Source organism: Streptomyces sp. ALI-76-A (assembly GCF_030287445.1).
Lineage (GTDB): Bacteria > Actinomycetota > Actinomycetes > Streptomycetales > Streptomycetaceae > Streptomyces.
The window spans coordinates 17,985-41,170 of the sequence record NZ_JASVWB010000005.1; the positions used below are offsets into that span (position 1 = coordinate 17,985).

Annotated in this window: 34 protein-coding genes; 32 read left to right on the forward strand and 2 right to left on the reverse strand. The window is 71.6% G+C overall.

Features of this window, described 5'->3' with window-relative positions; translation table 11 throughout:
* Positions 1 to 10: 10 nt before the first annotated feature.
* Both QQS16_RS43100 and QQS16_RS43105 read right to left on the reverse strand, forming a co-directional pair.
* On the reverse strand, positions 11 to 721 hold the full coding sequence (locus tag QQS16_RS43100) for a P-loop nucleotide/nucleoside kinase family protein (protein WP_286068201.1): 711 nt from the start codon (positions 719 to 721) through the stop codon (positions 11 to 13).
* A complete protein-coding gene (locus QQS16_RS43105; protein ID WP_286068202.1) occupies positions 718 to 1,476 on the reverse strand; it encodes a GntR family transcriptional regulator in 759 nt (252 codons plus the stop codon). The genes QQS16_RS43100 and QQS16_RS43105 overlap by 4 nt, the downstream gene beginning before the upstream one ends.
* A gap of 346 nt (positions 1,477 to 1,822) precedes the next feature.
* Between QQS16_RS43105 and QQS16_RS43110 the strand changes: the two genes are divergently transcribed.
* The 32 genes from QQS16_RS43110 (at position 1,823) to QQS16_RS43265 (ending at position 23,035) form a co-directional block, all read left to right on the forward strand.
* Entirely contained in the window at positions 1,823 to 2,668 is an 846-nt protein-coding gene (locus QQS16_RS43110) for a hypothetical protein (RefSeq protein ID WP_286068203.1), read from the forward strand.
* A 105-nt stretch (positions 2,669 to 2,773) separates the two neighbouring features.
* Positions 2,774 to 2,899 carry a hypothetical protein gene (locus QQS16_RS43115; RefSeq protein ID WP_286068204.1) on the forward strand — a complete coding sequence of 42 codons (126 nt, stop codon included), beginning with the start codon at positions 2,774 to 2,776 and terminating at the stop codon, positions 2,897 to 2,899.
* A 5-nt stretch (positions 2,900 to 2,904) separates the two neighbouring features.
* The gene (locus tag QQS16_RS43120) at positions 2,905 to 3,171 is read left to right on the forward strand and encodes a WhiB family transcriptional regulator (RefSeq protein WP_286068205.1); all 267 of its coding nucleotides are present in this window, start codon (positions 2,905 to 2,907) and stop codon (positions 3,169 to 3,171) included.
* A gap of 294 nt (positions 3,172 to 3,465) precedes the next feature.
* Positions 3,466 to 3,657: a DUF5999 family protein gene (locus QQS16_RS43125; RefSeq protein WP_286068258.1), complete on the forward strand. Its 192-nt coding sequence runs from the start codon at positions 3,466 to 3,468 to the stop codon at positions 3,655 to 3,657.
* Between the two features lie 110 nt (positions 3,658 to 3,767).
* Positions 3,768 to 4,133, forward strand: a complete 366-nt coding sequence (locus QQS16_RS43130; RefSeq protein ID WP_286068207.1) for a hypothetical protein — start codon at positions 3,768 to 3,770, stop codon at positions 4,131 to 4,133.
* Positions 4,134 to 4,191: 58 nt separating this feature from the next.
* Positions 4,192 to 6,399, forward strand: coding sequence for a coiled-coil domain-containing protein (locus QQS16_RS43135; RefSeq protein WP_286068208.1), 2,208 nt, complete (start codon positions 4,192 to 4,194; stop codon positions 6,397 to 6,399).
* 115 nt (positions 6,400 to 6,514) lie between these two features.
* On the forward strand, positions 6,515 to 6,994 hold the full coding sequence (locus QQS16_RS43140) for a hypothetical protein (protein ID WP_286068209.1): 480 nt from the start codon (positions 6,515 to 6,517) through the stop codon (positions 6,992 to 6,994).
* A complete protein-coding gene (locus QQS16_RS43145; RefSeq protein ID WP_286068210.1) occupies positions 6,991 to 7,299 on the forward strand; it encodes a hypothetical protein in 309 nt (102 codons plus the stop codon). Before QQS16_RS43140 ends, QQS16_RS43145 begins: the two co-directional genes overlap by 4 nt.
* A 129-nt stretch (positions 7,300 to 7,428) precedes the next feature.
* Entirely contained in the window at positions 7,429 to 9,645 is a 2,217-nt protein-coding gene (locus tag QQS16_RS43150; protein ID WP_286068211.1) for an ATP/GTP-binding protein, read from the forward strand.
* A gap of 20 nt (positions 9,646 to 9,665) precedes the next feature.
* Positions 9,666 to 10,082 carry a conjugal transfer protein TraB gene (locus QQS16_RS43155; RefSeq protein ID WP_286068212.1) on the forward strand — a complete coding sequence of 139 codons (417 nt, stop codon included), beginning with the start codon at positions 9,666 to 9,668 and terminating at the stop codon, positions 10,080 to 10,082.
* A gap of 85 nt (positions 10,083 to 10,167) precedes the next feature.
* Positions 10,168 to 12,309 (forward strand): chromosome segregation protein ParM, encoded by a 2,142-nt coding sequence (locus QQS16_RS43160; protein WP_286068213.1) that lies wholly within the window; start codon positions 10,168 to 10,170, stop codon positions 12,307 to 12,309.
* A gap of 78 nt (positions 12,310 to 12,387) precedes the next feature.
* Positions 12,388 to 12,576: a hypothetical protein gene (locus QQS16_RS43165; RefSeq protein WP_286068214.1), complete on the forward strand. Its 189-nt coding sequence runs from the start codon at positions 12,388 to 12,390 to the stop codon at positions 12,574 to 12,576.
* A 91-nt stretch (positions 12,577 to 12,667) separates the two neighbouring features.
* A complete protein-coding gene (locus QQS16_RS43170; protein WP_286068215.1) occupies positions 12,668 to 12,814 on the forward strand; it encodes a hypothetical protein in 147 nt (48 codons plus the stop codon).
* A 93-nt stretch (positions 12,815 to 12,907) separates the two neighbouring features.
* Positions 12,908 to 13,453 (forward strand): DUF6197 family protein, encoded by a 546-nt coding sequence (locus QQS16_RS43175; protein ID WP_286068216.1) that lies wholly within the window; start codon positions 12,908 to 12,910, stop codon positions 13,451 to 13,453.
* A gap of 118 nt (positions 13,454 to 13,571) precedes the next feature.
* On the forward strand, positions 13,572 to 14,366 hold the full coding sequence (locus QQS16_RS43180; RefSeq protein ID WP_286068217.1) for a hypothetical protein: 795 nt from the start codon (positions 13,572 to 13,574) through the stop codon (positions 14,364 to 14,366).
* A 114-nt stretch (positions 14,367 to 14,480) separates the two neighbouring features.
* Positions 14,481 to 14,723 carry a hypothetical protein gene (locus tag QQS16_RS43185; RefSeq protein ID WP_286068219.1) on the forward strand — a complete coding sequence of 81 codons (243 nt, stop codon included), beginning with the start codon at positions 14,481 to 14,483 and terminating at the stop codon, positions 14,721 to 14,723.
* A gap of 196 nt (positions 14,724 to 14,919) precedes the next feature.
* Complete coding sequence (locus tag QQS16_RS43190; protein WP_286068221.1) at positions 14,920 to 15,387, forward strand: RRQRL motif-containing zinc-binding protein; 468 nt, start codon at positions 14,920 to 14,922, stop codon at positions 15,385 to 15,387.
* 28 nt (positions 15,388 to 15,415) lie between these two features.
* Entirely contained in the window at positions 15,416 to 15,943 is a 528-nt protein-coding gene (locus QQS16_RS43195) for a hypothetical protein (protein ID WP_286068223.1), read from the forward strand.
* A 4-nt stretch (positions 15,944 to 15,947) separates the two neighbouring features.
* Positions 15,948 to 16,232 (forward strand): hypothetical protein, encoded by a 285-nt coding sequence (locus QQS16_RS43200; RefSeq protein ID WP_502964005.1) that lies wholly within the window; start codon positions 15,948 to 15,950, stop codon positions 16,230 to 16,232.
* Between the two features lie 55 nt (positions 16,233 to 16,287).
* Positions 16,288 to 16,749: a Pycsar system effector family protein gene (locus QQS16_RS43205; RefSeq protein ID WP_286068225.1), complete on the forward strand. Its 462-nt coding sequence runs from the start codon at positions 16,288 to 16,290 to the stop codon at positions 16,747 to 16,749.
* Positions 16,746 to 17,105 carry a hypothetical protein gene (locus QQS16_RS43210; RefSeq protein ID WP_286068227.1) on the forward strand — a complete coding sequence of 120 codons (360 nt, stop codon included), beginning with the start codon at positions 16,746 to 16,748 and terminating at the stop codon, positions 17,103 to 17,105. The genes QQS16_RS43205 and QQS16_RS43210 overlap by 4 nt, the downstream gene beginning before the upstream one ends.
* Positions 17,102 to 18,106, forward strand: coding sequence for an ATP-binding protein (locus tag QQS16_RS43215; RefSeq protein WP_286068229.1), 1,005 nt, complete (start codon positions 17,102 to 17,104; stop codon positions 18,104 to 18,106). Before QQS16_RS43210 ends, QQS16_RS43215 begins: the two co-directional genes overlap by 4 nt.
* 103 nt (positions 18,107 to 18,209) lie before the next feature.
* On the forward strand, positions 18,210 to 18,887 hold the full coding sequence (locus QQS16_RS43220; RefSeq protein ID WP_286068230.1) for a GGDEF domain-containing protein: 678 nt from the start codon (positions 18,210 to 18,212) through the stop codon (positions 18,885 to 18,887).
* Complete coding sequence (locus tag QQS16_RS43225) at positions 18,884 to 19,324, forward strand: ASCH domain-containing protein (RefSeq protein WP_286068231.1); 441 nt, start codon at positions 18,884 to 18,886, stop codon at positions 19,322 to 19,324. The genes QQS16_RS43220 and QQS16_RS43225 overlap by 4 nt, the downstream gene beginning before the upstream one ends.
* Positions 19,321 to 19,608, forward strand: coding sequence for a hypothetical protein (locus QQS16_RS43230; RefSeq protein ID WP_286068232.1), 288 nt, complete (start codon positions 19,321 to 19,323; stop codon positions 19,606 to 19,608). The genes QQS16_RS43225 and QQS16_RS43230 overlap by 4 nt, the downstream gene beginning before the upstream one ends.
* 20 nt (positions 19,609 to 19,628) lie before the next feature.
* Positions 19,629 to 19,802: a hypothetical protein gene (locus tag QQS16_RS43235; protein WP_286068233.1), complete on the forward strand. Its 174-nt coding sequence runs from the start codon at positions 19,629 to 19,631 to the stop codon at positions 19,800 to 19,802.
* An 11-nt stretch (positions 19,803 to 19,813) separates the two neighbouring features.
* A complete protein-coding gene (locus QQS16_RS43240) occupies positions 19,814 to 20,644 on the forward strand; it encodes an Lsr2 family DNA-binding protein (RefSeq protein ID WP_286068234.1) in 831 nt (276 codons plus the stop codon).
* Complete coding sequence (locus tag QQS16_RS43245; RefSeq protein ID WP_286068235.1) at positions 20,644 to 21,114, forward strand: hypothetical protein; 471 nt, start codon at positions 20,644 to 20,646, stop codon at positions 21,112 to 21,114. Before QQS16_RS43240 ends, QQS16_RS43245 begins: the two co-directional genes overlap by 1 nt.
* Complete coding sequence (locus QQS16_RS43250) at positions 21,114 to 21,296, forward strand: DUF8839 family protein (RefSeq protein ID WP_286068236.1); 183 nt, start codon at positions 21,114 to 21,116, stop codon at positions 21,294 to 21,296. The genes QQS16_RS43245 and QQS16_RS43250 overlap by 1 nt, the downstream gene beginning before the upstream one ends.
* Before the next feature lie 88 nt (positions 21,297 to 21,384).
* Positions 21,385 to 21,822 (forward strand): RapZ C-terminal domain-containing protein, encoded by a 438-nt coding sequence (locus QQS16_RS43255; protein ID WP_286068238.1) that lies wholly within the window; start codon positions 21,385 to 21,387, stop codon positions 21,820 to 21,822.
* Positions 21,819 to 22,505: a hypothetical protein gene (locus QQS16_RS43260; protein WP_286068239.1), complete on the forward strand. Its 687-nt coding sequence runs from the start codon at positions 21,819 to 21,821 to the stop codon at positions 22,503 to 22,505. The genes QQS16_RS43255 and QQS16_RS43260 overlap by 4 nt, the downstream gene beginning before the upstream one ends.
* A complete protein-coding gene (locus QQS16_RS43265; RefSeq protein ID WP_286068240.1) occupies positions 22,502 to 23,035 on the forward strand; it encodes a hypothetical protein in 534 nt (177 codons plus the stop codon). The genes QQS16_RS43260 and QQS16_RS43265 overlap by 4 nt, the downstream gene beginning before the upstream one ends.
* The last annotated feature ends 151 nt before the right edge of the window (positions 23,036 to 23,186 follow it).

Below are 23,186 nucleotides of genomic sequence, written 5' to 3' on the forward strand. Positions count from 1 at the left end.
GAGGTAGAGGTCAATGGGGGCCGCCATCCGAGGAAGGACGTGCACGGCGGAGCTCCGCCAGGACGTGCTCCGGATGACCGTCGTACACGATGTGCGGCTCATCGTCGGTCGGCGGGGAGAAGCGGCCTGCGTGCCGGAGCAGATCCTGCTCGCTGAACTCGATGCTGTTCGCGTCGATCAGCGACTGCTCGTTGCGCTTCCGGATCCGGTCCCAGCGCACCTCATGCGGCACGGGCAGGTAGATGAGGACCGGCTCTCCGCCGGCCTCCAACACGGTGGCTGCCCACAGGGCCCGCTCCTCGGGCGTCCAGAATCCGTGGTCGACCACCGTGTCGTGTCCGGCCGCCAGGAGCTCCTTGAGCTCAAGGGCGATGTCCTTGAGCACGGGCGCCTCCCTGACCAGGAACTCCCCGCGCGGAAAATCCCTGCCGTAGTGGCCGTAGCGGCGGAAGACCTCCTCGTCAGGGCAGAGGCGCCGGAACCCGGCCTCCTCCAGGGCGCGGGCGAGGGTCGTCTTGCCAGCACCCTGCAGACCGGTCATGAGGACCGCGCGAGGCGCGGGGCCCGGCCGGCCGGACAAGGTGGCGGAGATGCGCGCGATCTCGAATCTTCCTTTCAGGGTCAGGATGTCGGTGCTTTCCTCGTGCAGCAGCACACCGAGGCGACGCTCAAGGCAGTTGAGGAGGGTGTCGTCCAGGAGCTCGGTGCCGGGCGCAGTCACGGGAGGGCCTCCGAAGTGGTCTTCCGGGTGCGGCCGGGAGCCCCCAGGTCAACGCCGTACTCCAGTAGTTCTCCGTCGGCGTCCAGGAAGCGTGCGGTCAACACGAGGATGGCCGCGACGGTTCCGGGCTCGAGCTCCAGGAGCTCGAGGTCCTGCTTCGTGGCGATGCGGGCTTCCTCTTCATCCTCGCGCTTGACGACGTGGCGCCCCGTGGCCCGAGCGATCAGGTCCAACGAGAGGCCGCCCGTGAGCCGCTTACTCCGGGCCAGCTCCGGCACGACCTGGGCGAATTCGGCTGGGATCCACGAGGTGGAGTGGGAGACGATGCCGTGACCGTCCCGGTAGACACGACTCCGGCGAATGACGTCGTCACCAGGCGAAATACCCAGCACGTCAGCGACGTCTTCGGGAGCTTCAACTATGCCGGCGGTGTGGCCGGACGACTTCTCGCCGACGCCCCACGAGGACTGCGTCTTGCTGCTCCGGTCGTGGCGCTCCGCCCCGGAGGAGAGCGAGATGGGACGCGCCATCACTTCGGTACCGACACCCGGGATGCCCTGCACGAGTTTCTCTTCGCGCAGCAGCCGCATCGCTCGGTCCGCGGTAGCTGTGCTGACGTTCCACTCGGTCGCCAGCGCCTTGATGCTGGGCAAGAGGTCGCCCGGCGAGAGCTCCCCAGAGCTGATCAGGTCGCGGTAGTGGCCCGCGATCCGCGCGTATGGCGGCCGATTGTCGGCTCGGGGTGGCCCTGACATGTGCCTTCGCCTCCTTCAAATTCCCTCTGGGTGCCTCACTATACCGCTTGACACCTGAGGGTACCTGATGCAACCTGATGTATGTAAGACGTCGGTGATCCTCCGGGAGCACCGAGTGAGCACCATCGCAGCAGATCGCCACCTCGGTGGCCGGAGTCCAAAGCCCTAGCCACCTCGGTGGCCGGAGCCCGAGGCACCTCTAACTCCTCCGCCCATGGTCTGCAGCGAGTACCACCCCGCAGCGCTGATGCGTTGTCTGTCCTTCAGGACGCCGGTTCGCCGTGCGGCCTGGGGGGCGGAGAGAGCACCTGCGATGCACTCCTGCCACTTCGTAGAAGGAGCCCTCATGTCTACGCGAACCCGCGATCTCACCGCTCAGAAGCGTCCGCGCCGGGCCCGGTCCCGCGTCATCAGCACCCTCCCCCCGCTGGTCGTCTCCAGCCTTAAGCCGCACGAAGTCGACCTCGCGTACTCCACGCTGGTTTGCCCCACCTGCCGCACCTGGGTGCCGATCAACGCGCCGCACAGCGCGCGGCCCAAGCTGGTCCCCCACCACACGGAGAAGGCCGGCACCGAAGACCCGATCCGCTGCCCCGGCAGCCACCGCCTGGTCACCATCAACCTCACCGTCGACCAGTGGTTCCGGCGGCTGGAAGAGGGCCTCACCCAGACCGCCGGCCGACGCTCCACCCGCGTGATCCGCAAGCCGAAGACCGGCGCGGTCCCTGCCGTCATGCAGATCGTCGACGTCACCGTCGACGACAAGACGGCCCGCAAGCTGGACGAAGCCCACGTCCGCGGCTGCTCGGTCTGCTCCATCAAGGACGAGAAGGGCAACATCCTGCGCGCCGCCGACCTCACCTCCCGGTGCACGGACGGCCGCCGCCTCGCCCAGCTCGCCGCGCACACCAAGCGCCTCGCCCCCGCCCGCCGCAAGGCGCAGATGGACCGCGAGGACTGGAACGACCGCCGGGCGTGGGGCCTGCGCCTGCTGCACGAGCAGCAGTGGCAGAACGTCTCTGAGACGGTCGCCGATGCCGACCTCCGGCGCGTCCGTGACACCTTGGCCGCGCTGATCCAGACGCTCAACCCGCGCAAGGCCGACGCCCCGCAGCTCACCGACTGGGAGCGCGCCGACCTGATGAGCGCGATCACTCTCCTGGCGACGCAGGAAGAGCAGCTCACCCGGTAAGACCACGCGACGAACCGCCACGGCCCCGGCCATCCCGAGCGATCGGGGAGGCCGGGGCCGCGGCTGCTCGTACGACAGCCTGAACAGCACGACAGCCCCGGTGACTTGAGACCCTCCGGGGCTGTCCAGGACCCGATTGGAGACCTGATGCCCACCAGCATCGCACGGAACGACGACACCACCGACCCGATCATCGAAGAGGCCCTGCGCCGCGTCCGGCAGGGGAAGTGATCGGCATGGACTGGCGACACAACGCGGTCTGCCGCGAAGAGGACCCCGAGCTGTTCTTCCCCATCGGCAACACCGGCCCGGCGCTCCTGCAGATCGAGGAAGCCAAGGCTGTCTGCCGCCGCTGCCCGGTCATGGACCAGTGCCTCCAGTGGGCGCTGGAGTCCGGGCAGGCCGACGGCGTCTGGGGCGGGCTGTCCGAGGACGAACGGCGCGCGATGAAGCGGCGCGCCGCCCGCAACCGCCTCCAGGCGAGGAAGGCGGCGTCGGCATGACGGACGCCGACCAGAAGCGTCTGGAGGACGCGGTCCGCCGGACCAACGACAACCACGACTTCGGCCGCCGCGCTCACGGCTGAGCGACCCGCCCCGTAGGACGGAAACCCAACTTCCTTCCCGTCCCGCGCTGTTCCACCAGGTCGGCCGCCCGTGCCACGGGCGGCCGGCCTTTCGCACGCCTCCAGCCCGGGAGAGTCTCGGGCCCGCATCCCCGCAGGAGAGCCCATGCGCAGCAGCACCCAGCTCGACACCGCGACGACCACCACCGGCACCACCCGGCTGCCGGACTCGCTGTGCACGCACACCCCGAAGTGCCCGTCGGCCGACAGCCCGGACCGCGAGGCCGCCATCGTCGTGGCCGCCCACCCGGAGCAGGGCTGGAGCCTGCTGTGCAACGACGTCGTGCTCTTCGAGGACACCGGCGAGCTGCTCCCCGACGGCCAGGTCGTCGCCCCGCACCGGCCGGTCGCGGTCGCGGCCTGACTGGCGGCTGCCTGATCCGCCCGCACCGACCGCCCACCACCGTGGCGGCCGGGTCGGGCGGTGACGGGGAGCCGGACAGTCCGGACCACGTGAGCCGCCAAGGAGTTGCCGTGCGCGACAACACCCAGAGCACCACCCCCGCGATCAAGTTCCAGCGGGGCCAGTTCGTCCTGTACCGCGACCCGGAGCTGTTCTGGACCGGGCAGGCCGGCCACACCTTCGTCTGCCGCGTCGACCGGGTGTGCCTGGGCGACACCTACGACCTGACGCAGCTGCCGAAGGGCCGCTCGATCTACTACGCGAACCCCGAGTACATGCGGCTGCTGCCGTCGATCGACGCGATGCGCGACATCGACACCGCCCCGCTGAACACCGACGGCGCGGCCGACGACATGACCGCGGCCGCCCTCGCCTGGCTGACCCAGCAGCACGCGATCGCCAACCAGCGGCCGGAGCTGCCCGCCCAGCGCGACTGACCGAACCACCCCTGAACCGCCGCCCACCCGGGCGGCACCCGATCTGGAAGGAGGCGGCGTGGCCGCCACACGAACCGCCCGCAAGAGGAGCCCCGCCCGCAAGAAGCCGGCGGCAACCCGTCCGGCTTCGCAGCCCACCGCCTCTCCCACCCCCGACGCTCCCGAGACCCCGGCCGGGACCACGGAGACGGAGGTCGTCGACCTCGAGGCGCTGGCCCGCGTCGCGGACGCCCGGGACCGGGCCGCCGACGTCATCGACACCGCGCGCGAGCAGGCCGCCGCCCTCCAGGCGGAAGCCGAGAGTGCGGCCGCGCGCACCGTCGCTGAGACGCACGAGCAGGTCACCGTGCTGATGACCGAGGCGCAGAGCCGCGCTGCGGACATCACCGCCGACGCCGACCAGGAGGCCACCGCCCAGCGCGCGGCGGCGAAGAACGACCTGGAGGCGGCGCGCGGCGAGGCCGACCGGCTCCTGGCGGAGGCCCGCGACCGTGCCGAGAGGCTGGTGGCGGAGGCCCGCGAGCAGGTCACCGACCTCACCGAACTGGCCGCCACCGACCGCGCGGCCACGGCAACGGCTGTTGCCGAGCTGAGGCGCCTGGCGGAGGCCGACCTCACCGAGATCGCGGCTCTGGTCGACCAGCGCCGCACCGAGGCCGGGCAGATCCTCGCCCGCGCCCAGGAGCAGGCCGACGAACTGGTGGCCGCTGCGCAGCGGGAGGTCGACCAGGCCCGCGAGCGCTTCGCGCAGCTCGCGGCGAAGGCGGCTGAACAGTACGACGGCCGCCGCGCGGAGGCGGAGGCGCTGTACGCGGACGCGGTCAAGGCCGCCGACGACCGGCGCCGCGAGGCCGACGCTCATGTCGCCGCCGCGCACACCGAGGCGGAGCAGGCACGCACCGAGCTGCGCGAGAAGCTGCGCGAGCTCACCGACCAGTTCGACACGGAGGCCGCCGCCAAGCGCAAGGCCCTCGCCGACGAACTCGCCGGGCTCAAGCAGGCGTGCGACAAGCAGCGCGAGCGGCTGCGGGAGGAAGCCAAGACCGTCGCGGTGCAGCTGCGCGAGGCTGCCCAGAAGGAGGCCAGCCGCATCACTGAGGAGGCGCAGCGCAAGGCGAAGGGCATCACCGACCGGGCGCAGGCCGATGAGGCCCGCGCCCGCCGGCTGCTCGAGGAGGCCCGGGAGGCGAAGCGGGCCAACTCCCGCTTCCGGGGCTGGCAGCAGAACCTCAGCCGCAAGGCGTGGAAGACCGCCCCGTGGATCGCGCTCGCCGCCGGCGTCGGGCTCGCCGCCTCCGGCGAGTACGAGCTGGCCCGCATGGTCGGCATCAACCAGTACGTCGCCCCGCTGCTGCCTGTCAGCATCGACGTCTACTGCGTCACCGCGTTCCGGGCGAAGAAGGACATCCCTTACGCGCTGCTGCTGATGGCGTCGGCGAACGTGACGTACCACCTGTCCGAGCAGGCCCACATCGTCAAGGAGGGCCAGTCGGCACCGTGGCAGCTGACCACGTTCGTCGTGCTGATCTTCGTGGCCGTCATCTGGCGCGTCCACACGCTCATGCACGACGACGGTACGAACGGCCACGGCAGTACGACTGCTGCGGGCGGCCGTACCGGTACGGACAGCGGAAACGGAACGCCCGCCCGTACAGGTACGCACCGGCGTACCGACGGCACGGACACCGCGTCGTCCAGCCGTACAGGGACCGCCAGCCGCGACCTGTACGCCGCTCACGGCTCGGTACGGCCGGACGCAACGGGCCTCGGACAGGACGGTACAGACCCTGTACACGCTGCCTCCCACCCGCCGCACGATGGCGGGACCGAAGTAGCGGTGACCAGGCCGTACAGCGACCGTACAGGCGGCGTACACACCGCCCCTGACGGGGCGGCGCGTACAGGTACAGCGGCGGCGGGACGTACCGGTACGGCCAGCGCGGCCGTACAGGGGCGCACCGGCACGGTCAGTGTCCGTACACAGTCCGGCGGCGACGGCGTACCGGGTGCCCGTACAGGTACGGGCACCGTGTCCTCTCCTGCAACCGGAACCAGCGGCGCAGCGGATACGGACCGTCCCGGTACGCCTGTACGGACGGACGAAGAACTCCTGCCGCTCGTACACAACCTGCCGCGCGACAAGGACGGCTTCGTCACCGTCTACCAGGTCCGCACCAAGCTCAGCGTCAACCAGCCCCGCGCGATCCGGCTGCTGAAGGAGGCCGGCCTGCTGCGTCCCGAGGACGCGGACAAGTACCTGAAGTGATCCACCGTCCGGCACACACCAGTGAGGGCCAGCCCATCCGAAGTGGGCTGGCCCTCGCTGCGACTGCCGGAAGCAGTCGACAGCCCCACCAGTACACCAGGAGGGAATCCCCGCCGTGAACAGCAACAACGACCCGAACTACTCCCCCCTGCGCGACGTGGCGCAGAACCCGGAGGCAACCGCCCGGTACCTGGCCGACGTTCAGCGGGTCCTGCTGGACATCGGCAAGAACCTGGAGACCCTCGCCCTCGAGGTCCGCGTCCACTGCCGCGACACCCACGTCGAGGGTGACCGGTTCTACGACGCCTGGCTGCGCGCGCAGCCCGTGGAAAGGGCGTTCAAAGACGTCCTGAAGAACGTCCAGGCCGTCACCAAGGGCCTCGAAAAGGGCGCCTACAAGCGCCGCGCCCACGATGAGGCGGTCGCAAATACCGCCCGAAAGCGAAAGGAAAAGGAGCTGGAAAAGCAGCGGAAGAATCACCCGCCGCTCCAGGCCGCGCCGCAGAATCCGCCGCAGCAGGGTGCGCAGAACCAGAATCTCGGCTATGGTGGCCCTACGTCGATTTACGACATGGGTAACAGGGAGTCGGCGTGACGCGCCCCCTCACCAGCGTCGAACGCTCCATTCAAGGGCGGAACGGCTGGCTGAAGGAAGAAGAGCGCAAGGCGATCGAAAGTCGCGGGGAAATCGGCCGGATGGAATTCTGGCTCCGCCTTACTCGGTCCGAAATCACCAAGGAAGTCAAAGCCGGTCGCGGCGATGTCATCACCGCATTCACGCTGGTCTGCCGCCTCTTCAAGCTGGTCCTGGAGAAGCGGCAGGCGGGCGACCCGCGGCTGTTCGACCACCTCATGCAGTACGCGGACACCGTCCTGAAGCAGCACGGCCTGCGTAACTGAGCGTCACCAGCGAAGGCCCCGCCGGGCTCCGGCGGGGCCTCGCGCGCGTAAAGCGTGCACACGTGCACGTGCACGCGCGTGCACACGAGACCCCACTGTCTGTCAAGTCCCCCTGGAGGGAGGTGCACCGTGTCCGACGAGTCCGACGAGACCGGCGGCGGAACCCTGGTCCATGGCCCCTGGAGCGGTGATTCCTCGTACGCGCTGCCGCCGATCCCGGATTTCATCGACACCATTCCGCCGCCGGAAGACATTCCGGAGGCTCCTCCGGAGAGCCCGGAGGAGACGACGATGGAATTGCCGTCGATTCCGGCTGCTCCGGACCCGGCAACCGCGCTGCGTTCGGAAGGAATTACGGCGCCGGAAGCCGGTGAAGATGACGGCGAATACGAGGAAGGTGAATACGAGCAGCCTCGTTCTCTCGCTGACCGCCTCGGTGACTGGTTGGAATTCCGGCTGGAAAGGGCGCGGGCGCTTCACGAGGGTGAGGCGCCTTTCCGTGAGGCTGAAATAGCGCGGAAGGCCGCACTGCTGGAGGGTCGCACCGCGCAGGAAGTCGCGATGATGGAGCAGAACGGAAAGCTCCACGCCGCGATGATGAAAGCGAAGGGCGACAAGGCGGCGGCGCGCGGAAAGGCGGACGCCGACCGCATGAAGTCGTCCGGCTCCGGCCTGGGTGCGGACAAGGGCCGCTCGAAGGCCGGCGGCGGAGGCGGCGGCTCGCGCGGCGGAGGGGGAGGCACGGGGCCGTCCCGCAGCAACTCCGGATCGGGAGGGAACCGGCCCGGGTCCTCGCGCGGCTCCAACTCCGGCGGCCCCGCCGGGCGTTCCGGCCCCGGATCGTCCGGGGGCAGCGGAGGCGGCAAGGGCGGCACGAAGGGCCCTGACCGCTCCTCTAACGGCCGTACGCCCAGCTCCGGGCGTGGAGGTCCCGCCGGGAGCCCGAAAGGCTCTCAGCCGGGCTCTGGCAGCTCCCACCGGAGCGGCAACGGCAGTTCGAAGGGAGAGGGCGGCCGGGGCCAGCACGGCCCGGCCTCCAACGCCCGCGCAGAGCGGGCCCGCGGCCGCCAGGAACGCGCCGGCACCCGGCAGGCTGGACGGCAGGAGCGGCGCACCGCCGGCCACGCCGCCGGTGTCGCCGACCGGACCAAGGACCGCGACCAGGCCCGCGCCAACCGGCAGAAGGACTGGGAGGACCGCCGGGCCAAGAAGGCGAAGCGGGACGCGGCGCGGAAGGCGAAGCGGGAAGCCGCGGCGTCGTCCGAGCCGGACCGCACGACCTTCGGCAAGGCCGTCGGCGAGGAAGCCCAGCGCCGCTGGGACAAGCGCCGCGCCGACGCGGAGGCCGCCAAGGCCGCCAAGGACGCGAAGGACGGCACGGAGAAGGTCAGCCTGACCAAGGACAAGGACAAGGCGAAGGAGGAGGCCGCCAAGGACAAGGGCACCGACGGCAAGGGCGAGAAGGACGCCAAGGACGGCCCTGACGGGGCCTCCAGCGCCGGAAAGGACGGCGCGGCGTCCGATGAGCCGGGCAAGGAGGAAAAGGCCGGTGACGGGCCGTCTGACGGCTCGAAGAAGAAGCGCCGCGGGTTCCGGCGCCGTCGTACCGCCGACACCGGCCGGGCCGGACGGCGTCGCACCCGTGGTCCTCGCCGGACCCGCCGGACCGGGCGGTACGAGCGGCCGGCGGACAGCCCGTTCGGGGCGGACGATCCCACCCCGACGGTGGAGTGGCCCGAGCACGCCACCCGCCCGCCGAAGCCCGCCGCCAAGGGCGAGGACGACATCGTCGACGCGGACATCGTCCCCGACAAGCCCGCGGCCGTGACGGCCGGCGTCAAGGGCCTGCCGCCCGCGCCGGAGAAGCACACCGCACGGCCCGGCACCAGCCGACCCACCAGCACGGAAGGGAGCAGCGTGAGTAGCGCGGAGGTCAGCAGGCCGTCCGGCGCGGGCGGCCTTGCCGCTCAGCACCGGACGGACATCACGTTCGACGAGTACCTGATGGAGATGGCGAACATCGCCATCAAGGCCGCCTCCCACCAGGAGCGCGCCGAAGCCATCGCGGAGGCCCTTGGCAAAGTCGCCGACGCGCTGCGGGACATGGCGGCCGACCTGGTCGACGACCACAACATCGACACCCGCGTCACCGACCAGATCACGGACCTGGCCGAGGCCGCGGGCCGCATGAAGCTCCAGGCGCTGCGGTGTGCCGAACAGTGCGGCATCGCCAAGGAGGCCGCCAAGCTCGCCGCCGTCATGGTCGCCCGGATCTACGGCCAGGACATGGCCGCCAAGGAAGACGCGGGCCTCAAGCACACGTCGGCCGCCGCCCACCACGACTAAGCCCCGGAGGAAACCCGCTGATGAGCAGCGATCTCGCGCCCCGCAGCAGCACCGCGCCCGTCGTGGCCGACGACGACAACCGCTACAAGGCCGTCCAGGCCAAGCTGGACAAGCTCGGCAAGGCGATGGACGACGCCGTCCTCGAGCTGGAGGCGCTCCAGCGCGACATGAAGGCCAACGCCACCCACACCGAGGGCGTGGCCGGTGACATCGAGAACGCGGACCTGGACGCCAAGTTCGTGGCGGTCACGAACGAGGTGGCCGTCGCCCTGGGCGGCGCCGCCGTCGAGGTGAAGAACCTCGGTGCCACCGCGGAGGAGGTCGTCGACCTCACCTACCAGGCCAAGCGCACCCACTCGAAGCTGTACGGCGCGCTGGACGACATCCGCTCCAACCGGCGCGAGAAGACCCCCAGGCCCGGGTTCTTCAACCGCTGACCCCCACTCCCCCACCCACCCCCGCCACGGGCGGCCCCGCGATACCTGCGGGGCCGCCCGTGCTCGTTCCCCGAAGGAGAAGCCGGTGACCACGCCGCGCAGTGTCGCGCTCGAACGCCTCGCCTACACCCTCGCCGCGCCCGTGCTGGCCGTGGCCCCCAACGTTTATCCCGACAGTCCCGTCAACCAGGTCGTGCAACTGGCCGGCGCGGCCGGGATCGGCGGCTGGTTCCTGGCCGCCAAGAGCGATGAGACCGGCGCCGGGCGCAAGATCCTGCGCTGGTCCCCGCTGGTCCTGGCCGCCGCCGTCGACGTCGCCGCCGGGCACACAGGCGGCTTCGGCCCGTACTGGCTGGACGGGCTGCTCGCCGCCGGATGGGCGGCGGCCGGCTACCTGGTGATGCCGTTCTCCCGGCACGCCCGCCGCCGTCACCGCCCCGCCCTCGCCGCCCCGGCCCCGCAGCTGGCGCCCGCTGTGGCCCCGGAGCCGTCCCCGGTCGTGCCGGACGACGGCGCCGACCTGCTCACCCGAGAGGCGCGGATGATGTGGGAGCGCGCCGGAATGCCCGCCCGTACCCACGTCGTCAAGGCCACCCGGATCCCCGGCACGCGGGTCGACCTGACCCTGCTGCTGCGCGCCTCGGAGACCGGACGGCCCATCACTGGCCTGTCCCCCGAGGCCGTCGGAGCGGTGTTCAGCGTGCCCGCAAGTGACGTCGTCCTCGCGGACGTCGCGGCCCAGCCCGGCCGCGAGGGCGGGCCCGGCTGGATGGAGGCCCGCGTCACTCCCGAGGCCAACGCCCGGCGCCGCACCAAGCCGACCGACCAGGAGCGCTGGATCGACCGGGTCGCCGGGCCCAAGGGCGGCGCCCCCGGCTCCGAGCTGGTCCACAAGACCCGCGACCACGAGCGCGGGGTGACCTTCTACCGGGCGAAGATGAGCGACTCCACCGAGTCGCCGCGCATCGACCTGCCCAAGGTCTGCCGTGCGCTGAACCTGCCCGAGGACGACTCCTGCGTGTTCGTCCTCATCGACGGCAACGAGTTCCTGATCAGCGCGTTCGACGAGCCGCCGCTGTCGCAGATTTTCGCCGCGACCCGCGAGCTGCTCACCCCGGACGCCAAGGGCATGTACGTGTGCGGGTACACCATCACCGGCCAGCCGGTGAAGAACATGGTCTTCCAGCACGACAAGAACGCCGCGCGTCACGGGCTGATCCTGGGCGTGTCCCGGAGCGGGAAGACACAGTTCTTCGCGATCGACATGGCCGCCATGTCGCTGGCCGGCCAGGTGGTGTGGCTGTCGACCGTCCGCAAGGACGAGAAGACCACCGTGCTCGGGAAGTACATCGACCGGCAGGGCTCGAACGCGCTGTGGATGGCCCGTTCGCTGCGCGCGGCGAAGGCGCTGTGCGAGATCAGGGCGGAGATGCCCTGGCCGCACGACGGCCAGCCGCACGACTACAAGCCCGGCGACCCGCGCTGCCCCTACCGGCAGCTCAACGTGTTCGCGGATGAGTTCATGACCGCGGCGCAGGACGGGGACTTCGGCGAGTTCATCCAGGCCGACGGCGACGACCTGACCGTCACCGGGCTCAAGTACGGGATCGGCTTCAACCCGGCCGGGCAGTCGCCGTTCGCGCACAACGGGTTCTCCACGGAGATGAAGGACAACCTGCGGCAGAACAGCCGGCCCACCATCTTCAACATGGGCAGCCCCGGGGCCACCCGCAAGGCCGCGGAGGGCACGATGGAGAACGCCTACGACGTGCCGACCATCCCGGCCCGCTACTCCCGCAGCGAAGGCTCCGTGATCGAGCGGGCCATGCGCGGCGAGGCCGACCCGGAGAACGGCGTCTCCACGGGCGGCGTCGCGGTCATCGTCCTCGACAACGGCCGCGCCGTGCTCATGCGGTCGCTGTACGCCGACTTCGACACCGACCTGGCCGACCTGTTCCCCGACGAGGTCAACCGGCTCACCGACTACGAGATCAGCGAGCTGGAGAAGCGCGGCCTGTGGTTCGACTGGAACGAGCCCGTGCGGCCCGGCGAGTTCTGGCCCGAGCCCGACGAGGACGACGACGGTGACGGCAAGTCCCGCCGCCGCGGCGGCGGAGGGGGAGGAGGCGGCAAGGGCGGCGGCAAGCGCGTCAGCCGCCGTTCCGAGCCGCAGGTCGCCTCTCCCCGCCAGGCGCTGGAGGCCATTAAGAGCCTCACCGACGCCTGATCACACCCACCCATCCCCGGGGCCGGCCGCCCGAGCGTGGCCGGCCCCACCCCCGACTCCCGAAGGAGCACCATCACCGTGGCCCTGTCCATCTCCGCCGCCGTGCTGCTGGGCATCATCGTCGCCGTCCTGGTCAAGGGCGGATACGTCCGCGTCGGCTCCGCGGTGGCCTGCACCCTGTTCGGCTTCACCCTCGCCGCGACCGGCCTGGCCCCGACCATCAACACCGGTATCGCCTCGGTAGCCGGGCTGCTCTCCAGCCTCTGATCGCCAGTTTTCGTCAACGCAGCAGTAGAACGCCGGTATCTGACGCATGCTCTTGTCGGGCCCCATCACAGACCCGGGGAAGGACAAGGGCATGGCACACCTGCACTACACCTGCTGGCGCTGCGACGAAGACTGCGTGGTGCACGGCGTGGGGTGCGACTGCTGCGACCTGGTCGAAGTCCCTGACGAATGGGACTGCTGGAACTGCGGCGCGCTGAACTACACCCCCGACGACTAGCTCCCGCTCCCCTCCCCCGCTGCACGACGCCGAAGGGCGCCGCCGGAGAACGATCCCGGCGGCGCCCTTCGGCGTCCCCTGCCTGGAGCCCCGATGTCCCACACCTCGCTCTCCCCCGCCATAGACCACCCCGCCCCGACCACCCAGGCCGCGCCGCCGGTGGAACTGACCCTCGAGGAACGCCTCGCTCTCGTGAACGCGGCGATGACCGCGCGCCTGGACGAAGCGGCCGTCGCCTACGAGGTCAACACCGCACACATCGCCACCGAGCCCGTGGACCTGGCCGACGTCGTCACCGGCCCCGTCGACACCGGTCCCGCCCCGTTGCCGGAGCTGTACCCGACGCCGGTCGCCGCCGTTCTGCAGCGTGCCCACCACCGCCTGCTCACCGGCGGCTGGTGCAAGGACGTCCTGGTCGACGAGGACGGCGCCCGCTGCATGCTCGGAGCCATCCGGATCGAAGCCCGCGGCGACAGCGGCCTGGAAGCCAGCGCCGCCGCCGTGCTCCTGGACGCGATCCGCCGCAAGTTCGGCGACGTCGACTCTGTACCGGGCTTCAACGACGCCTGGGGGAACGGGCGCGTCCCGATGCGAATGCTCGACCAGGCCGCCGGCCTCGCCGACGCCCGCGGCCTCTGACCCCCAACCCTCCGGACCACCTGCCTCGCACCCGAACCCACGCGGTCGGGTGCGGGCCAGGCCGTCCGGCCTGCGCACCACCGCCCACCACACCCGCCCAGCGAGGAGACGCCCCGCCATGCAGTCCAATGACAAGCCCGTCAACGGCCAGCCCAACCCGAGCTTTCTCGACCTGCTCGGCCAGACTCCCCCGCCGCCCGACGTGAAGGACTGGCCCCGTACGAAGCGCTTCGCCCGGCTGCGCACCGCGTGGCGGGAGTCCTGGGAGGAAGGCGGCTTCCTCTACCAGCGGTGGGAGGAACTGTTCCAGGCCCGGCACGCCGGGTGGCATGAGATCGCCGTCTGGATCAAGACGGCCGGACTGCTCGCCGGGATCAGCCTCATCGTCATGATGGTTGACGCCGCCGGCGACATCGCAAGCGCCGCCCTCAAGGGCCTGTCCGTCATCCCGGCCTCGAGCGCCGGTGACGGCAGCGGACTGTGGGGCACGGTCGACCACCCGATCCGGGTGTTCCTCGCCGACCAGGCCGCCCACCTCGCCGTCGCCCCCGGCGCCCTGTACGCGTTCTGGCAGCTGACCGGCCTGCTCGGTCTGGTCGGCGGGTTCTTCGGCAACGCCGGAGCTCGCATCGCCTGGCTGCTGTTCGGGATCGGCAGCCTCTCGATGATCTGGTCCGCCGCCCCGGCCGGGGGCCGCGCCGCCGCTACCGGGCTCGCCGCCCTCATGTGGGCGCTGGCCAGCATGTTCGCCCTGCGCGGCCTGACCCTGCGGCCCATCGTCCACAACCACCCGCCGCAGTTCCAGCCCCAGTTCAGCCCCACGCTCCACCTCCACGCCTGGCTTCCTGCCCCCACCCCGGCGGGCGACGACTTCGGCGACGAACCCGACCACATCCACCCGCTCCAGCGCTGACCTGACGCCCCGCCTGGTCCTCGCCCGCCCCGCCTCGCGGGATGGGCGAGGACCGGACAGGCCGCCTGGCCGCACGCACCACCACCCCGTTCCGAGCGAGAAGGAGACCCCGTCTTGGCTGCGAAAGCCCCGGCTGTCATAGGTGTGCTCACCGAACCCCCGGCACCGACCTGGTGGAAGGCCAACCGCCACAAGGTCCTGGGCGTCACCGGGCTGCTGATCGGTTACCTGGTCGGCACCCACCTGCACGGCGCCCCTGCCCAGCAGCCGGACCAGCCCCGGCCGGGCCACACCACGCCCGCGCCCGCCACGCCCGGAGAGCACCCCACGCGCACGGCCCACGGCCTCGCCGCATAACCCAGCCGCACCACCCGCTGTGCCCCGCCGACACCAGCACGACGTCGGCGGGGCACAGCGCTGTCCACCGACGACTGGAGGAACTACTCGTGCTCATTCCCCGCCCGCGCCGCCGGATCGGCCGGCCCCGCCCGCAGCGTCCCGGCCCCCGCTACCCGCACCGCCCCGACCGGTTGCCCGGTGCCTGGAGCAGGTGATGACGCGCCCCCGGAAGAAGCGGCCTCCCCGCGAGGTGAAGCGGGTGCCGCGCAGCGACGCACTCCTGCCGGAGTTTGATCGCGGCGCTGTTCCCGAGGGCCTGGTCACCAGGCGCCAGTTAAGGGACATGGGCCTCAGTCCGGGAGGCAACGACGGCCCGGTCGCGATCTTGCGCTGCAAGTGGTGCTCGTACCGGCCGCAGTGGTCGTGCATTCACCCCACCCGGGGCTTCCTGCTCCGTATCGACCTGGCGAAGCCCAAGCGTGTTCCGACGCTCGCTCAGGAATGGGCCCTGGACCGGGCGATGGCCGCAAGATCCACCTGCCCGGAATGCGGGCGCCGGTACTGGTTCTGTCTCCCGCTGCGCACCCAGGGCCGCTGCGACCCCTGCGCCCGAGGCTTCGAGCCCAGTCCCGACACCTACCTCGGTTCCACGGCCCCGGTCATCCACCGGCTCGCCGCCTGATCAACGACCCTCTCGAAGGAGAGTCACCGTGGCTCTGTTCACCCGCCCCGCCCCCGCCGCGCCCGAGACCTGGACGCCGGAGGGCACGCTCGTCTCCCAGCGCTATCGGGCGTTGGAGGGCGCGACCGTCCTCGTCTACACCGCTGACACCGACCGGGGCACCCGGCGCTACGCCGCCGCCTGCCTGGGCTGCATCTACCGCGCGGACCGTAACGCCTCCGGCAACGTGATGACGGAGCTGGAGGCCGCCCAGGCCGCCAACGCGCACGCCACGGTCTGCCGGGCGGTGCCGCGCGGCATTCCCGCCCGGCCTGACGACACCGAGGCCGCGAAGATGATCCGCACCCGGCTGTGGGCCCGCCGCTACGGCACGGCTCCGCACCAGGTGCGCCTCTCCGACTTCACCGGGCTCCGCGTCGACCTCCAGCGCCCCACCGACTGGATCAAGGCGGTGCTGAGCACCATCGCGCAGGCTGACCCCGGCTTCCTCGCCGCGACGCCCGCCAGCTCCGGGCAGGGCACCCGCTTCACCGTCCAGCCCTTCGACCGGCCCTGACGTCGTGCGCGCCCGAATCGCCTTGCTGGTCGCGGCCGCCGTGCCCGTCACCGTCATCGCGGCCGCCGCCGTCCTCGAGGCCGGCCACTGGCAGCTGCACGCCGACCGGCACCGCATTGAGGTGACGCCCCGGCCTCGCCGCTCCTGCCCCGACTGCCGGGGCGCGGGCGGCTGGTGGGTCGGCGGCGCGAACCCGGAGATGGAGGCGTGCGGCTGCTGGTCCGACCGGCGCGAGCTCCGCATCCGGCTCCTGCCACTGCCCGCGACCCCCGACGAACCACCGTTCTGACCACCCCGGGCGGGCCGTGCGGCCCGCCCGGCGACGACAAGGAGAACAACCGCCCATGACCTCCACGGTCACCGCTCCCAGCATCGACAAGAACATGGACGCCGCCTGCGCCTCGGTCGTCAACGAGATCAGCAGGACGGACGGAAAGTCGTCCCTGCTGCTTGCCTTCAACGGCGCCGTCTTAGCGGGCCTCGCGTCCGTCACCGACAAGGACCTGCCCCTGCCGACCAAGGTGTTCGGCGCGGCGGCCGTCCTCGCCCTGGGCGTAGCCGCCGTGCTGCTGCTCCTGGTCGTCCGGCCCCGGCTCAGCGGTGCAGACCGGGCCTCCTTCCCGTACTGGGCGCAGCTCGACGAGGACGCGATCCGCGACTGCATGCAGGGCGACCCCCGCGCTGCCCGCATCCGGGTCCTGTCCTCGCTCGCGGTCCGCAAGTTCGTCCACCTGCGCCGCGCGGTCGACCTCAGCCTCGCCGCTCTGGCTCTGCTCGCGCTGGCCGCCGCCGGCACCGCGCTGTGACGGCGGCCCCGGGGCCCGCGCCCCGCACGCGTATCGACCGCGTCCGCGCCTCCGCCGGCATCGTCCAGCTCGCCCTCCAGCAGATCGAGGACGAACTGCGCGGCGAGATCGGCGCCCAGGAGCTCGCGGAGGTCCTGCGCGAGCTCCACCACGAGGACCACCGCCAGGACGGCGTCTTCGGCTCCCTCGCGCAGCTGCTCACCGTCGCCGCGCAGGCCGCCGGACGGATCGAGCCGGACCGCGACGGCGAGATGTCCTGCCCGCTGCACGAGGCCGCCGCGCTCATCACCGACAACGCCGGTCTGCAGACCTACTACGCCACCCGTGCTCTTGACCCGCAGGGAGAAGCCGAATGAAGACCTTCCGCCTGGACAACGCGCTGCCCGTCGACACGAGCATCCCCGACCCGTCGCTGGTCGTCCTGATCGGCGCGGCAGGGTCGGGCAAGTCGACGTGGGCGAGCACCTGGCCCGCCACGCAGGTCCTGGAGCTCGACAGGTTCAGGGCCCTGGTCAGCGACGATGCGGGCTGCCAGGAATCCACAGACGACGCCGTGTTCGCGCTCCAGGCCGTCCTGGAAGCCCGCCTCGCCCGCCGGAAGATGACGGTCGTCGACGCCACGAACTGCGAGCAGACCGTGCGGGCCAACCTGATCGCGACCGCCCGCCGCCACGGCGTGCCCACGGTCGCGCTGGTCGTGCCCACCCCGGCCTCCGTGTGCGTCGAACGACAGGAAGGCCGGCCCGCGAACCGGCGTGTGCCCGAGCCGGTCGTCCTCGCGCAGCACGCCGCCATGGTCGACGCCTGGTCCGGCCTGCCCGGCGAGGGCTTCGACCACGTCGTTGTCGCGGAGAACCTCTACCGCCTTCAGCCGCTGCTGCAGCGGCTCAGCGACGCCCGTCGCGCGGAGCTCGGCTGGGACGGCGGCGAGGGCCTGGGTGACCTGCTCCTGGTGCGCCGCTACTTCGGCCCCGAGATCCTGCCGATGTGGCGCTGGCGCGACGCCTCGGTCCTCGCCGGCGGCGACCGCGTCGCGGAGATCCGGCTCGGAGCGGACCACATCGTCCTTGCCCAGCGCAACGACGTCGACGGCGCGGGTGATGTCGGGTTCGAGGTCCTGGTGGGCTGCGCGGCCGACGACGAATGCGAGGGCCAGGCGTGGGCGCCGGTCTACAACGTGACCGATCTCTTGCGCGCACTGACCGGCGAGCTGATGAACGACCCGGACGTGCGCTGCACCGTCCACGGCGGCGCCGACGACGTCGACCAGGAGGCCGACGACCACGACCTTCAGGCCGACGACCCCGAGGGCCGCGCCGACCTGGAGGCGCAGTACGCGGACGCGGTCAGCGCGTGAACTTCGATCTGTAGCTCTGCCCCGGGACAGCCGCTCTGCTTGGCGGCGTGACGGCTGTCCCGGGCTCATCCATCCCGTACGAGACGAGACGGAGAACCCAAGTATGTCGTCCCTCCTGCGCGTTCACGGCCGGATCGGCCAGCGCACCCTCTTACTGACGACCGCCGCCGTGCCGTTGACCGGCTGGGCGGTCCACGCGGTCACGCTGCACAAGCAGCTCGCCGCCACGAAGCGCGACCCTCTGACCGGCCTGCTGCGCCGCGACGCCTACACCGCCCGCGCCCGCCGGCTCCTGGCCCGCCACGGCGACGACACGGCCCTGGTCATGGTCGACGCTGACCACTTCAAGGCCGTGAACGACACGATGGGCCACCCGGCAGGCGACGCCGTCCTCACGGCCTTCGGCGCCCGGCTCAGCGCGTGGGCAGGCCCGCGCGCGTCTGTGGGCAGGCTCGGAGGCGATGAGTTCGCAGTCGTCCTGGAGCTGCCCGCCACCGGCCGCGAACAGCGCCTGGCGCAGCTGGTCCGGATGCTGCACACGCCGGTCGTCCTGGACGACGGCCGCACCGTCGACGTCGCTGCCTCGGTCGGCGCCGCGACGCCGGACGCGATCGGCACCCGCGACCTGACGGCCCTGCAGAGGGCGGCCGACGCCGCTCTGTACGACGGCAAGCACTCTGGCCGCGCTCACCTCGCCACCGCTGCGCACGCCACCGTGCCGTCCATCAACGGCCGTCGGACCGGACGTCCGGGCACCGGCTTGTGGGGGCGTGCCGCATGAGCCTCGCAACCCTGCCCGAGGGTGACTGGATCCGCGGCATCAGCATCCGGCAGCCGTACGCGGCCTGCATCCTTGCCGGTGCCAAGACGGTGGAGAACCGGCCCGCACCGTGGCGGACCGGCTGGGTGCTGCTGCACACGAGTAAGACCATCGACCAGCCCGCCTTGCGCATCCCGTTGATCGGCCGCACGATCCGCGGCCGCCAGCTGGTCACGGGCGCGGTGGTCGGCATCGCCCGGATCACCGACTGCCACCAGGACCCCGACGGAGCGCCGCCCTGCTCGGAGTGGGCGCACCCGGGCGCCTGGCACCTGGTGCTCGAGGACGTCCAGGAGCTGCCCCTGCCCGTCCCCGCACGCGGCCAGGTCGTGCCCTGGAAACCGAAGCCGGACCTGGTGGCGCAGGTGTTCCAGCAACTGCCCGCCTTCCGGCCGTGAGCACGCGACGCAAGAAGGAGAAGCAGCCGTTCGAGCCGGGCCTGATCCCGGCTCCCGGCGAGCTTCTCGTCTGGCGCGACAACCAGCACTTCGACCGCTGGCAGGACCTCGCCTGCACGCTGTGCGGCCGGCCTACGCCCCTGCGCTCCCACTCCGGGGAGCCCGTGCACAAGGCCTGTGCTGAGGACTGGATCACCGCCAACCCCGTTGAGGCCCGCCGCGGGCGGTTCGCCTCCGACCTCACGCCGAAGCCCAAGGCCAAGGGCCAAGGCGACCACTCCTGACCTCCACCTGGAGGACCTTCATGAGCAGCCCCGACCGCGACGTCGACCACGCCCTCGCCTACCCCGAGCCGCCCGCGTCCCCGCTCTGGCACCGCCACGGCGCGAAGGCCAGGCCGCTGACCGATGCCCAGCGGAAGCGAAACCGCGAGCTCCTGGACCTCGCGCAGCGCAAGCCCCGCACCAGGGCCGCGTAGGAGGGCCGGTCATGTTCACCGACATGAAAGAGGCCCTCGAAGCGGAGGCCCTCGAACTCACCCCGCTCGGCAGCGGCCAGAGCGCCGCCGCCTCGCTGGTGGTCGCCCACCACGCCCGCGACAAGGACGACCTCGCCGACCTCCTGGGCGCGCTCGGACTGCCCTGCGGCGAGGACGACCTCGTGACCCTGCTCCCGCACCTCACCAGCCCTGACATCCCGACGACCGGAGACCCGATGCCCGCCAACGCCTTCACCGCCACCGCCGCCTCCATGCTGAACAACGGCGACAGCCCCGAGCACGTCCGCGCGACCCTCGGACTGTCGGAGAGCGAACTGGCCGAAGCCCTCCAGTACAGCGACCAGAACGCCCCCACCCCGGACACCGACACCGACGCCCCGCAGACGGCCGGCCCCGCGTCCGACAGCCCGGTGGACAGCGACGGGATCGAGGACCTGCTCTCCTGGGCGAAGAACCACCCGGCCGCCGTGATCCGCAACAAGGCCGCCCGGATCCGCAGCGACCTCTACGAGCTGACCGCACGCCGCGAGACCGACAACGCCCAGCGTGAGGCCGAAGAGCGCGTCGCCAAGCTCAAGGCGGAACTGGAGAAGGCGCAGGAGACGCTGCGCACGGTGAAGGCCGGCGGCCGCCCCGCGGCACCCGCCGATGCTCCCGCGCCGACCACCGGCACCAAGCGCAGCAAGGAGCAGCTGGCCGAGATCCGGACGTGGGCGCGCGCCAACGGCCACCAGGTCGCCGACACGGGAAACCCGGCCAAGGCCGTCCTGGACGCCTACGACGCCGCCCACCGCACCACCACCCTGGCGGAGGCAAGCTGATGGACACCAAGCACCTCACCGTCGACGGCTACCTCGACACCATCCCCACACCCGGCGACGCGCCGTACACCGCCCGGTTCGAGCTGGTCGTCTCGCCCACCGACGACGTCGTGGACGACGTGATCTGGTCCTGCACCACCAGCAAGCCCGGGATCGTGCACGAGCTGCTCACCGAGATCCAGCCCGGCGACCTGCTGCACGTCTCCGGCGTCCTCACCCAGCCCCACAACGCGGCGGAGCCTGCCCTGCTCACCGTCGACGCCCTGGAGGTCCTGGCCACCGCACCGGCCCGCGCCCTCCAGGAGACGGTCCTCGACAGGTACGGCGACTACGTCGTGGTGTTCGACCCCGACACCGACGCCGTGCCGGTCTTCACCGCCCTCGGGCAGTGGGTCGGCGAGGCGAAGAGCCCCGACACCATCGGCACGCTGATCGAGCTCCACGAGCGCGTGAACGGCGGTGACGCCTGATGGGCACCGCCGCCACGCCGACCCGCACCGTCCTCGAGCGATTCCCCGCCGGAGCCCCCCGCGGCTCGTGGCCGGCGGAAGAGTACGCGGCCGCCCAGCGCGCCCTGGGCACGGACGCACAGGTGGTGATGGACCTGGGCAGCGACCAGTTCCTCGTGGTCACCGAAACCATCCCGCAGTAGCACCAACCCGGAGCGCCGCCCCCCGACCTCACCGGCCGGGCGCGGCGCTCCGTCGTCTCTCAACCACCGAGCAGAAGGGCACCCCTTCGTGCATCCGATCCGCCTGATCTCCTTCGGCTACCTGCACCTGCCCACCGGCCCGGACGGCTCCCCCGTCCCGCCTGCCGCCGACCGGATCGAGGACGTCCGCGACCGGCTCCGCGACCCGGCCGCCGCCCGCGGCATCCTCGACCTAGACGGCTTCCACCCCCGCGTCCAGAACGTCGTCCTGAACACCCCCGGCGCCCGCGAGCTGCTCGCCAACCTCGCCGACTACGCCGACCTTCCCGCAGGCCCCCGCCGCATCGGAATCGGATGTGCGGGAGGCCGGCACCGTGCATGCGGCCTCACGGAAATCCTTGCCCGCACTCTCCGGGAGCGCGGCCGCGACGTCGAAGTCGAGCACTTGCACGCCCACCTGCCGCGCGTGCTCAAGACGCCGGCTGGCACCCGCACCGCCCACCCCGAGCAGGAGAGCGCCCGATGACCCCTCGTATGTTCCGCCGCTGCGGCACCGTGCCCGGCACCGCCCTGACCCCCGAGGACCAGGCCGTCGTCGACGCGTTCCGCGCGATGCTCACCGCAGTGCGCAACCCGGAGCCCTGGACACCCGGCCGCACCCAGGACGTCGCCGTGCGGATCGGCCCGTTCATCGAGCGCGCGCAACCCCGACCCGGCGACGACCACGGCACCGACCAGATCGCCGTCGCCCTGGTCCACCCCGACACCCCACACGCCGCGGCCTACCTCCACGGCCACCAGCTCGGCTACACCGGCAAGGGCTGGCTGCGCTGCGAGACGACCGCGATCCTCGGAGCCTGGCAGCCGGCCTACGCGATGCTCACCCACGCCGCAGCGGGCCTGCCCCTCCCCGACGACGTCGGCATGGCCCCCGCCCACTACGGCGTCCACGTCGAAGCCCGCCGCAGCGACGGCACCGGCTACACACTGCTTCGCCTCGGGCCCTACACCCAGACCTGGCTCGCCTCCCGCGACGCCGACCGCCTCAACACCGAGCTGGAGGGCAAGGCAGCCACCGTCATCCCCGGCTTCACCGTCACCGCGAAGAACGCCCCGTTTCACGTCAGCGACCACGAGAGCTACGCCGACCCGTACGAGGCCGACGTCACCGCGCTCCTGGCCGACGCCCTCGCGGGGGTGAACGCGTGACCACCAAGGCCCTGTACGAGATCGAGACCAGCGAGGGCGACGACGGCACCATGCACCCCGTCGAACAGCTCTGGACGCCGTGCGCCGACGATGCGGCGGACAGCGGCTTCGTCGCCCATCGCGGCCTGTACGTCACCGGGGTCGACGACCCGACCGAGGATCACCTCTACCCGGTCGCGTTCATCGTCCTCGGGCACCAGCGGTGGGCAGACGTCATCGAGGCCGCCGCCGCGTACATGTCCCGGATCCACGGCTGGCGAAACCTGCACCTCTACCCCGGCGACGACCCGGCGGTGCTCATCCCCCGCATCCCGCGCGCCGTCCTTACGTACGGTGTGTTCTTACGACACCCGCACCCTGATCAGGCCGGCTGCGGGTGCGAGTGGGATGAGACCTGGCGCATGGTGTGGGCGCCGGCCACCGAGCCCGGTGCCGTCCCGATCACCACCATGCGCCACCCGGCCGCAGAGGTGACCGCGGCCGGTATCCCCAACCCTGACGAAGGCGCGCCTGCGAGCTGGGCGGCCTGACGCGAGCCACCGCACGGAAAAGGCCCGTGCTCTGCCACAGATGGATCGTGGCGGGGCGCGGGCCTTTTTTGTTTCAGGCTCGAAGCGTCTACGACGGTCCCCCACGTGCCAGTTGGCGGTCGCCGTGATGCTGGGTAGCGATTAGTGACGT

What these genes read in the sequence shown, in the direction of transcription:
- QQS16_RS43105 (WP_286068202.1), bottom strand. Translation starts at nt 1,476, where the DNA reads ATGTCAGGGCCACCCCGAGCCGACAATCGGCCGCCATACGCGCGGATC.
- QQS16_RS43110 (WP_286068203.1), top strand. Translation starts at nt 1,823, where the DNA reads ATGTCTACGCGAACCCGCGATCTCACCGCTCAGAAGCGTCCGCGCCGG.
- QQS16_RS43120 (WP_286068205.1), top strand. Translation starts at nt 2,905, where the DNA reads ATGGACTGGCGACACAACGCGGTCTGCCGCGAAGAGGACCCCGAGCTG.
- QQS16_RS43155 (WP_286068212.1), top strand. Translation starts at nt 9,666, where the DNA reads ATGAGCAGCGATCTCGCGCCCCGCAGCAGCACCGCGCCCGTCGTGGCC.
- QQS16_RS43170 (WP_286068215.1), top strand. Translation starts at nt 12,668, where the DNA reads ATGGCACACCTGCACTACACCTGCTGGCGCTGCGACGAAGACTGCGTG.
- QQS16_RS43175 (WP_286068216.1), top strand. Translation starts at nt 12,908, where the DNA reads ATGTCCCACACCTCGCTCTCCCCCGCCATAGACCACCCCGCCCCGACC.
- QQS16_RS43180 (WP_286068217.1), top strand. Translation starts at nt 13,572, where the DNA reads ATGCAGTCCAATGACAAGCCCGTCAACGGCCAGCCCAACCCGAGCTTT.
- QQS16_RS43190 (WP_286068221.1), top strand. Translation starts at nt 14,920, where the DNA reads ATGACGCGCCCCCGGAAGAAGCGGCCTCCCCGCGAGGTGAAGCGGGTG.
- QQS16_RS43205 (WP_286068225.1), top strand. Translation starts at nt 16,288, where the DNA reads ATGACCTCCACGGTCACCGCTCCCAGCATCGACAAGAACATGGACGCC.
- QQS16_RS43215 (WP_286068229.1), top strand. Translation starts at nt 17,102, where the DNA reads ATGAAGACCTTCCGCCTGGACAACGCGCTGCCCGTCGACACGAGCATC.
- QQS16_RS43220 (WP_286068230.1), top strand. Translation starts at nt 18,210, where the DNA reads ATGTCGTCCCTCCTGCGCGTTCACGGCCGGATCGGCCAGCGCACCCTC.
- QQS16_RS43225 (WP_286068231.1), top strand. Translation starts at nt 18,884, where the DNA reads ATGAGCCTCGCAACCCTGCCCGAGGGTGACTGGATCCGCGGCATCAGC.
- QQS16_RS43235 (WP_286068233.1), top strand. Translation starts at nt 19,629, where the DNA reads ATGAGCAGCCCCGACCGCGACGTCGACCACGCCCTCGCCTACCCCGAG.
- QQS16_RS43240 (WP_286068234.1), top strand. Translation starts at nt 19,814, where the DNA reads ATGTTCACCGACATGAAAGAGGCCCTCGAAGCGGAGGCCCTCGAACTC.
- QQS16_RS43245 (WP_286068235.1), top strand. Translation starts at nt 20,644, where the DNA reads ATGGACACCAAGCACCTCACCGTCGACGGCTACCTCGACACCATCCCC.
- QQS16_RS43250 (WP_286068236.1), top strand. Translation starts at nt 21,114, where the DNA reads ATGGGCACCGCCGCCACGCCGACCCGCACCGTCCTCGAGCGATTCCCC.
- QQS16_RS43260 (WP_286068239.1), top strand. Translation starts at nt 21,819, where the DNA reads ATGACCCCTCGTATGTTCCGCCGCTGCGGCACCGTGCCCGGCACCGCC.